This is a genomic window from Novosphingobium sp. (assembly GCF_049240505.1).
Classification (GTDB): Bacteria; Pseudomonadota; Alphaproteobacteria; order Sphingomonadales; family Sphingomonadaceae; genus Novosphingobium.
This window is the reverse complement of record NZ_JBMLSM010000079.1, coordinates 23,529-30,768: the sequence shown is the minus strand read 5'-3', so window position 1 is coordinate 30,768 and position 7,240 is coordinate 23,529. Positions and strand designations below refer to the sequence as shown.

Sequence of the window (7,240 nt, the reverse complement as noted above, 5' to 3'; positions counted from 1 at the left end):
GCAGGAAGCTGATGCCCTGATACTTGTTCGTCTTGTCGGTGCGGACGAGGCAGAAAATCCAGTCGGCCTTGTCGGCGTAAGACGTCCAGATCTTCTGGCCGTTGACGTTCCAGTGATCGCCCTTGTCTTCGCCAAAGGTCTGGAGAGACACGAGGTCGGAACCGGAACCGGGTTCGGAATACCCTTGGCACCAGCGGATTTCGCCGCGTGCGATCTGGTTGAGGTAGTGAACCTTCTGCTCTTCCGTGCCGAACTTGAGCAGCGCGGGGCCAAGCATCCAGATACCGAAGCTGGACAGCGGCGGGCGCGCACCGATGCGGGCGCATTCCTCACGCCAGACCTTCGCTTCGGCGGGAGACATGCCTGCGCCGCCATAGGGTTTGGGCCAATCGGGCACGGTATAGCCCTTGGCCGCGCATCGCTCCATCCAGGTCTTCTGCGCTTCGCTCTTGAACTGGAAGTTGCGCCCGCCCCAGCAGACGTCGCCCTCATCCCGGACGGGTTCGCGCATTTCGGCAGGGCAGTTCTCTTCGAGCCACGCGCGGATTTCCGCACGGAAGGCATCAAGGTCTGACATGGTTGTGCTCCTCTCTTAATCGAAAGGTTAAGGCGAGTCGCACACCTCTGGCAAGCGCGGATTTTCGCCACTCTGAACGGGTTCCGGGGCAAATCCGCCATGCCGTAGCGTAAAGCGCCAAAGCATTGACGGGAGGTCTTTCCCGCCTAAGCTGACGTAAACGTAAAACGACACGAAACGTGCGGGAGAGAGGGATGCGATTCAACGGAAAGACGGTCGTCGTGACCGGCGCGGCTTCAGGAATCGGGCGGGCAACGGCCATTGCCTTCGCAGGCGAAGGCGCCACGGTTTACGCAGCCGACATCGATGAATCGGGGCTGGCAGAAACGGTTGGAACGTCCAATGGCCAAGTGTTGGCAGCACGCTGTGACGTGACCCGATGCGAGGATATCAAGGCACTGATGGACCGCGCGGCTGCCGAAACGGGCGGCATCGACTGCGTATTCAATAACGCTGGCGCAGGCGGTGATCGTGCGCCCATCGACGAGATCGAGCCGGAAGGCTGGGATCGCACGATGGACCTGCTGCTGCGCTCGGTCGCATTCGGCATCCGCTATGCCGTGCCGCACATGATCGGACGCAAGGGTGCCTCGTTCGTGAACACATCGAGCGTGGCTGCCGTCGGGCCGGGCTATTCGCCCACGACCTATGCCGTGGCAAAGGCGGGCGTGCTGCATCTGACCAAAGTGGCCGCAGCCGACCTTGCGAAGCATCAGATCCGCGTGAATGCGGTGCAACCGGGCTTCATCAACACCAACATCTTCACCCGATCGCTGGATATGCCTGCCGATCTTGAAGTGCAGGCCAAAGGTGCCATCGCAGCCATGTCTGCCAGCGCGCAGCCGGTGGCGCGTGGCGGACAGGCTGACGATATCGCGCAGGCCGTGCTCTTTCTGGCGAGCGAGGCTGCGGGCTTTGTCAACGGCACGTCGCTGTTGGTCGATGGCGGCATCACCATAGGACCACGGCACAGTTGGGATCCGGCCATGCCGGGCCTGTTCGACGCGCTGCAACAGATGGCAGAGGCTGCGAAAAGCGCATGATCCCGGTAACGGGCAAAGTCCCCACCCGGCTTGCCCTTTACAACGGGTTGGGCAGCGTCGCCTATGGCGTGAAGGACAACGGCTTCGCCACGTTCCTGTTGCTGTTCTACAATCAGGTGCTGGGCATGGATGCCCGGCTGGTCAGCTTCGCGCTGCTTGTCGCGCTGGTATTCGACGGGCTGATCGATCCCGTTGTCGGCCATTTCAGCGACCGCACGCGAACGGCTTGGGGACGCAGACTGCCGTTCCTCTACCTTGCGCCAATCCCGCTGGCGCTGGCCTGGGCGTTCCTGTGGTCCCCCATTGGCGAGCCGAGCTTTGCGATGCTGCTGGTGTCGGCCATTCTCGTGCGCGCACTGGTTGCGATGTGCGAAGTGCCATCGGCTGCGCTGATCCCCGAAATCACGCGCGATTATGACGAACGCACGCGGTTGACACGGTTCCGCTTCCTTTTCTCATGGGGTGGCGGATTATTGATGCTGCTGCTGGCCTATGGCGTGTTCCTGCCCGATGCGATGCTGGCGCGCGAAGGTTATCGCAACTTCGGTTTGTTCGGTGCAGCGCTCATGGCGCTGTGCGTGCTGGTATCGGCCATCGGCCAACATCGCTGGGTCAAAGGCTGGCCGCCAGAGCGCGTGGCCGATGGCAAAAGCACGTTCGCTTCGCTTGGCGAAATTCGCGAAAGCTTTTCCCACCCAGCTTGCCTGATCGTGATGGGCGGGATTGCGGCGGCGCTGACCGCGCAGGGAATCACTTTTGCGTTGTCGAACTACCTCTATCTCTACGTCTGGAAATTCACCGCGACCGCGTTGCAGGTCTTCCCGTTCCTGCTGTTTGGCAGCGTAGTGGGCGCGTCGGTATTGGTGGGTCGTGCGCAGAAGCGCTGGGGCAAAGTGGGCACCGTGGTACGCATGGCGCCGCTGGGCATGGTGTTCTGGGCTGGCCCCCTGCTGCTGCGCTGGCAAGGGGTGTGGCCCGCCGATGGCTCCACCGCATCCATCGCGGGCATGTTTGCCTGCACATTCCTCTCCAACACTTTCACCGTCAGCGGCACGATGACGCTGTGGTCGATGGTGGCCGATGTGGTGGAGGCGTCCGAAGAGCAAACCGGGCGCAGGTCCGAAGGCACGCTTTCGGCAGGGGCGTTTCTGGCCAGCAAGTGCGCGGGCGGCTTGGGCGTGTTCATCACCGGCCTGCTGCTGAGCTTCGCCGGATTGGAAGCCAACACGCCACCCGATCAGGTCTTGCCCGAAGTGACCTACCGGCTGAGCCTCGCCTATGTGGCAAGCATCGCCATCCTGGCATTCCTGACGGCCTTTATCGTCCGCCGCTTCCCGATCGATCGCGCCACGCACGAAGCGCGACTCGCAAGGCTGGATCAGGTGGCAAAGGTCGATCCCGATGCCACCGGACTGCACCCATGACCCTTTGGCGTGATCCAGATCAAGGACGCGACTTAATCAGGCAATTAATTCCCTCTTGAATTCACCGCCTGCCCGTTGAACACTGCCGGGCAACCAAGGAGAGGCTCATGGATTTCGAACCGACCGATCGCCAGAAGTACTGGCGGGACCGCGTGCGCCAGTTCATCGAGGATAACGTTCGTCCGCGTTACAAGGACTACAAGGCGGAGCAGGCCACGGGTGATCGCTGGAAGGTTCTGCAGGTCGTCGAGGAAGAAAAGGCGCGTGCCAAGGCTGCCGGCATCTGGAACCTGTTCATGCCGCCGCGCAACGACGGGCACCACCATGTCGAGGAAAGCTTCGAGTTCGAAGGGCCGGGCCTGACCAATCTGGAATATGCGCTCTGTGCCGAAGAAATGGGCCGCATCGGCTGGTCGAGCGAAGTGTTCAACTGCTCTGCGCCCGATACCGGCAACATGGAAGTGTTCCACCGCTACGGCTCGCTGGAACAGAAGGAGCAGTGGCTGCGCCCACTGATGAACGGTGAAATCCGCTCTGCCTTCCTGATGACCGAACCGCAGGTTGCCTCGTCCGACGCTACCAACATCGAAACGTCGATCCGGCGTGAAGGCGATGAATATGTGATCAACGGGCGCAAGTGGTGGTCGTCCGGCCTTGGCGATCCGCGCTGCAAGATCGCCATCGTGATGGGCAAGACCGATTTCGAAGCCAAGCGTCACCAGCAGCAGTCGATGGTGCTGATGCCACTTGATTCCCCCGGTGTGGAAGTGATCCGCCATCTGCCGGTGTTCGGCTATGACGATGCGCCGCATGGCCACATGGAAGTGGTGATGAACAACGTGCGCGTGCCCGCGTCGAACATTCTGCTGGGCGAGGGACGCGGGTTCGAAATTGCGCAGGGCCGCCTTGGGCCGGGCCGCATCCACCATTGTATGCGCACCATCGGCGTGGCCGAGGAAGCCATCGCCAAGATGGCCAAGCGCCTGCAAAGCCGCGTCGCCTTTGGCAAACGGGTGTCGGAACAGTCGGTCTGGGAATGGCGCATCGCGCAGGCTCGTATCGATATCGACATGACGCGCCTGCTCTGCCTGAAAGCGGCGGACATGATGGACAAGGTGGGCAACAAGGCCGCCGCGCTCGAAATTGCCATGATCAAGGTGCAGGCACCGCGCATGGCGCTGCGGCTTATCGACGACGCCATTCAGGCGCATGGCGGCGGCGGCGTTTCCGATGATTACGGCCTTGCCGAAGCCTATGCCCACCAGCGCACGCTGCGGCTTGCCGACGGACCGGACGAAGTTCACGCCCGTGCCATCGCCCGCATCGAATTTGCGCGTCATTTGGACTTGCCGGGTGGTGAGCGCGGATTCAGCTCCGGCGATCTGGGGGTTGCGCGGTAAGTTGCTCCAACACTGTTGCGCCCCCGCGAAGGCGGGGGCCTCGGTGGTGTTACGGAACGTGTGAGTAAAAGGCCTGAGGCCCCCGCCTTCGCGGGGGAGCAGGAATGTAGAGGGAACTAGCCCCATGAAAGCTGCCGTCCTCATCGAACCCGGCAAACCGCTGGAAATCCAGAACCTTTCCGTGGCCAAGCCCGGCCCGCATGAAGTGCTGATTCGCACCGCCGCCTGCGGGCTGTGCCATTCGGACCTCCATTTCATCGACGGCGCATATCCGCATCCCCTGCCCGCCGTGCCGGGGCACGAAGCGGCAGGCATTGTCGAAGCGATTGGTTCCGAAGTGCGCACGGTGAAAGTGGGCGATGCCGTCGTCACCTGCCTTTCCGCGTTCTGCGGACACTGCGAATTCTGCGTGACGGGGCGCATGTCGCTGTGCCTTGGCGGCGATACACGGCGCGGGCCGGGCGAGGCTCCACGCCTGACACGCACGGATGATGGTGCGGTCGTCAACCAGATGCTGAACCTTTCGGCCTTTGCCGAACAGATGCTGGTCCATGAGCACGCTTGCGTGGCGATCAATCCCGAAATGCCGCTGGATCGTGCGGCTGTGATCGGCTGCGCGGTCACGACGGGCGCCGGCACGGTGTTCAATGCCTGCAAGGTTACGCCGGGCGAAACGGTCGCGGTTGTCGGCTGCGGCGGCGTCGGTCTGGCGACGGTCAATGCGGCCAAGATCGCCGGTGCAGGCCGGATCATCGCGATCGATCCCATGCCCGAAAAGCGGGCGCTGGCCATGAAACTCGGTGCAACCGACGCCATCGACGCCGGGCCTGATGCGGCGGCGCAAATTCTGGAAATGACCAAAGGCGGTGTGCATCATGCCATCGAAGCCGTAGGCCGACCCGCGTCGGGTGACCTTGCCGTCGCTTCGTTGCGTCGAGGCGGCACCGCCACGATTTTGGGCATGATGCCCCTCACCCACAAGGTCGGCCTTTCGGCTATGGACCTGCTGTCCGACAAGAAGCTGCAAGGCGCGATCATGGGCCGCAACCACTTCCCTGTGGACCTGCCCCGCCTCGTCGATTTCTACATGCGCGGGCTGCTTGATCTCGACACCATCATTGCAGAGCGCATTCCGCTGTCCGGCATCAACGAAGGGTTCGAGAAGATGAAGCAGGGCCATTCTGCCCGCTCTGTGATCGTGTTCGACCAATGAGCGAAGCTATGGACGCGCAAACCGCCTTTTCCGGCACGGTTACGCCCGAAGGGGCCGACAAGCTGGATGAGGCGGCCCTCACCCGCTGGTTCGAAGCGAACGTCGAAGGCTTTAAGGGACCGTTGGCGGTGTCAAAGTTCAAAGGTGGGCAATCGAACCCGACGTACAGGATCGACAGCCCATCCGGCCCTTATGTCCTGCGGCGCAAGCCCTTCGGCAAGCTGCTGCCATCGGCGCACGCGGTGGACCGGGAATACAAGGTGCAGGCGGGGCTCTTCGGCACCGGCTTTCCCGTGGCGCGGCAATATGGCCTTTGCACCGACGATGGCGTGATCGGATCGTGGTTCTATGTGATGGGCTGCGTCGATGGGCGCACGATCTGGGACGGGGCAATGCCGGGGGCCACGCCCACTTTTCGGCGCGCGACTTATGACGCGATGGTCGATACCCTGGCCGCGCTGCATTCGGTTGACGTGGAGGCAGCGGGGTTGTCCGATTTCGGCAAGCCGGGGAACTATTTCGGGCGGCAGGTGGATCGCTGGACCAAACAGTATCGGCTTTCGGAAACCGAAACGATGCCGGAAATGGAACGGCTGATCGAATGGCTGCCTGCCACTCTGCCCGAACACACGCGCACCAGCGTGGTGCATGGCGATTACCGCATCGACAACATGATCTTCCACCCAACCGAGCCCAACGTCGTGGCCGTGCTGGACTGGGAGCTTTCGACGCTGGGTGATCCGCTGGCGGACTTCACCTATTTCTGCACGGCATGGGTGCAGGACAATGGCGGGCGTTCGGGCGTGCAGGATATTGATCGCAAGGCGCTGGGCATTCCCGAACTTAGCGAAGTAGTGACGCGCTATTGCGAAAAGACCGGGCGCGATGGGCTTCCCGATCTGGACTGGTACATCGCCTACAACTTCTTCCGTCTGGCCGGGATCATTCAGGGCATCAAGAGGCGCGTGATCGATGGCACCGCTTCCAGCGCACACGCCAAGGCCATGTCGGAACGGGTGCGCCCGCTGGCCGAACTGGCAATGCACTTTGCGGTGAAGGCCGGGGCCTGATACGCGCCCGGCATGAACGAGACACGCAGGCTGAAGGTCTATTTCGATGGTGGATGCCGCCCCAATCCGGGGCGGATCGAAGTGGCAGCCGTGCTGCGCGGCGTGGCGCATGTGCGCAACGATCTGGGCCACGGCACCAACGGCGATGCAGAATGGCTTGCGCTGATCCACGCACTTGAATGCGCGCAGGCTAGCGGCACAGCAGCGTTCGACCTGATTGGAGACAGCCGGGCGGTGATCGGACAGGCCAACGGGCACATAAAGGCGCGCTCAGCGGCGGATAGGGCGCATTTGGCGCGGTTCCAGTCGCTTTCAGAAGGCAGTGCAATGATGCGCGTGCGCTGGATCAAGCGTGAGCAGAACCTTGCCGGGATTGCCCTTAACGCGCGGCATCCTCGCTAGCTTGGCAGACCTCAAGCCCCACTCGTCCTGAGCCTGTCGAAGGACGCTGACGCGGCGCCTGCTGCAGGCACCCCTTCGACAGGCTCAGGGTGAGCGGAAACGAAAGAGGGG

The 7,240-nt window shown here is 62.5% G+C and carries 7 protein-coding genes; 6 read left to right on the top strand and 1 reads right to left on the bottom strand.

What is annotated here, in order from left to right; genetic code table 11:
* A partial coding sequence (locus tag ACOVQ0_RS06590; RefSeq protein ID WP_421881796.1) for an acyl-CoA dehydrogenase family protein occupies positions 1–577 on the bottom strand: 577 nt, incomplete at its 3' end.
* A 194-nt stretch (positions 578–771) separates the two neighbouring features.
* On the opposite strand from ACOVQ0_RS06590, the gene ACOVQ0_RS06585 reads away from it, so the two are divergent.
* The 6 genes from ACOVQ0_RS06585 to ACOVQ0_RS06560 all read left to right on the top strand — a co-directional run bounded on the left by ACOVQ0_RS06585 (position 772) and on the right by ACOVQ0_RS06560 (position 7,129).
* A complete protein-coding gene (locus tag ACOVQ0_RS06585) occupies positions 772–1,620 on the top strand; it encodes an SDR family NAD(P)-dependent oxidoreductase (RefSeq protein WP_421881792.1) in 849 nt (282 codons plus the stop codon).
* Positions 1,617–3,044 (top strand): MFS transporter, encoded by a 1,428-nt coding sequence (locus ACOVQ0_RS06580; protein ID WP_421881789.1) that lies wholly within the window; start codon positions 1,617–1,619, stop codon positions 3,042–3,044. The genes ACOVQ0_RS06585 and ACOVQ0_RS06580 overlap by 4 nt, the downstream gene beginning before the upstream one ends.
* A gap of 107 nt (positions 3,045–3,151) precedes the next feature.
* Entirely contained in the window at positions 3,152–4,444 is a 1,293-nt protein-coding gene (locus ACOVQ0_RS06575) for an acyl-CoA dehydrogenase family protein (RefSeq protein WP_421881786.1), read from the top strand.
* 124 nt (positions 4,445–4,568) lie between these two features.
* The gene (locus tag ACOVQ0_RS06570; protein ID WP_421881783.1) at positions 4,569–5,657 is read left to right on the top strand and encodes a Zn-dependent alcohol dehydrogenase; all 1,089 of its coding nucleotides are present in this window, start codon (positions 4,569–4,571) and stop codon (positions 5,655–5,657) included.
* Positions 5,654–6,727: a phosphotransferase family protein gene (locus tag ACOVQ0_RS06565; RefSeq protein WP_421881780.1), complete on the top strand. Its 1,074-nt coding sequence runs from the start codon at positions 5,654–5,656 to the stop codon at positions 6,725–6,727. Before ACOVQ0_RS06570 ends, ACOVQ0_RS06565 begins: the two co-directional genes overlap by 4 nt.
* A gap of 12 nt (positions 6,728–6,739) precedes the next feature.
* Positions 6,740–7,129 (top strand): reverse transcriptase-like protein, encoded by a 390-nt coding sequence (locus ACOVQ0_RS06560; RefSeq protein ID WP_421881777.1) that lies wholly within the window; start codon positions 6,740–6,742, stop codon positions 7,127–7,129.
* Positions 7,130–7,240: the final 111 nt, after the last annotated feature.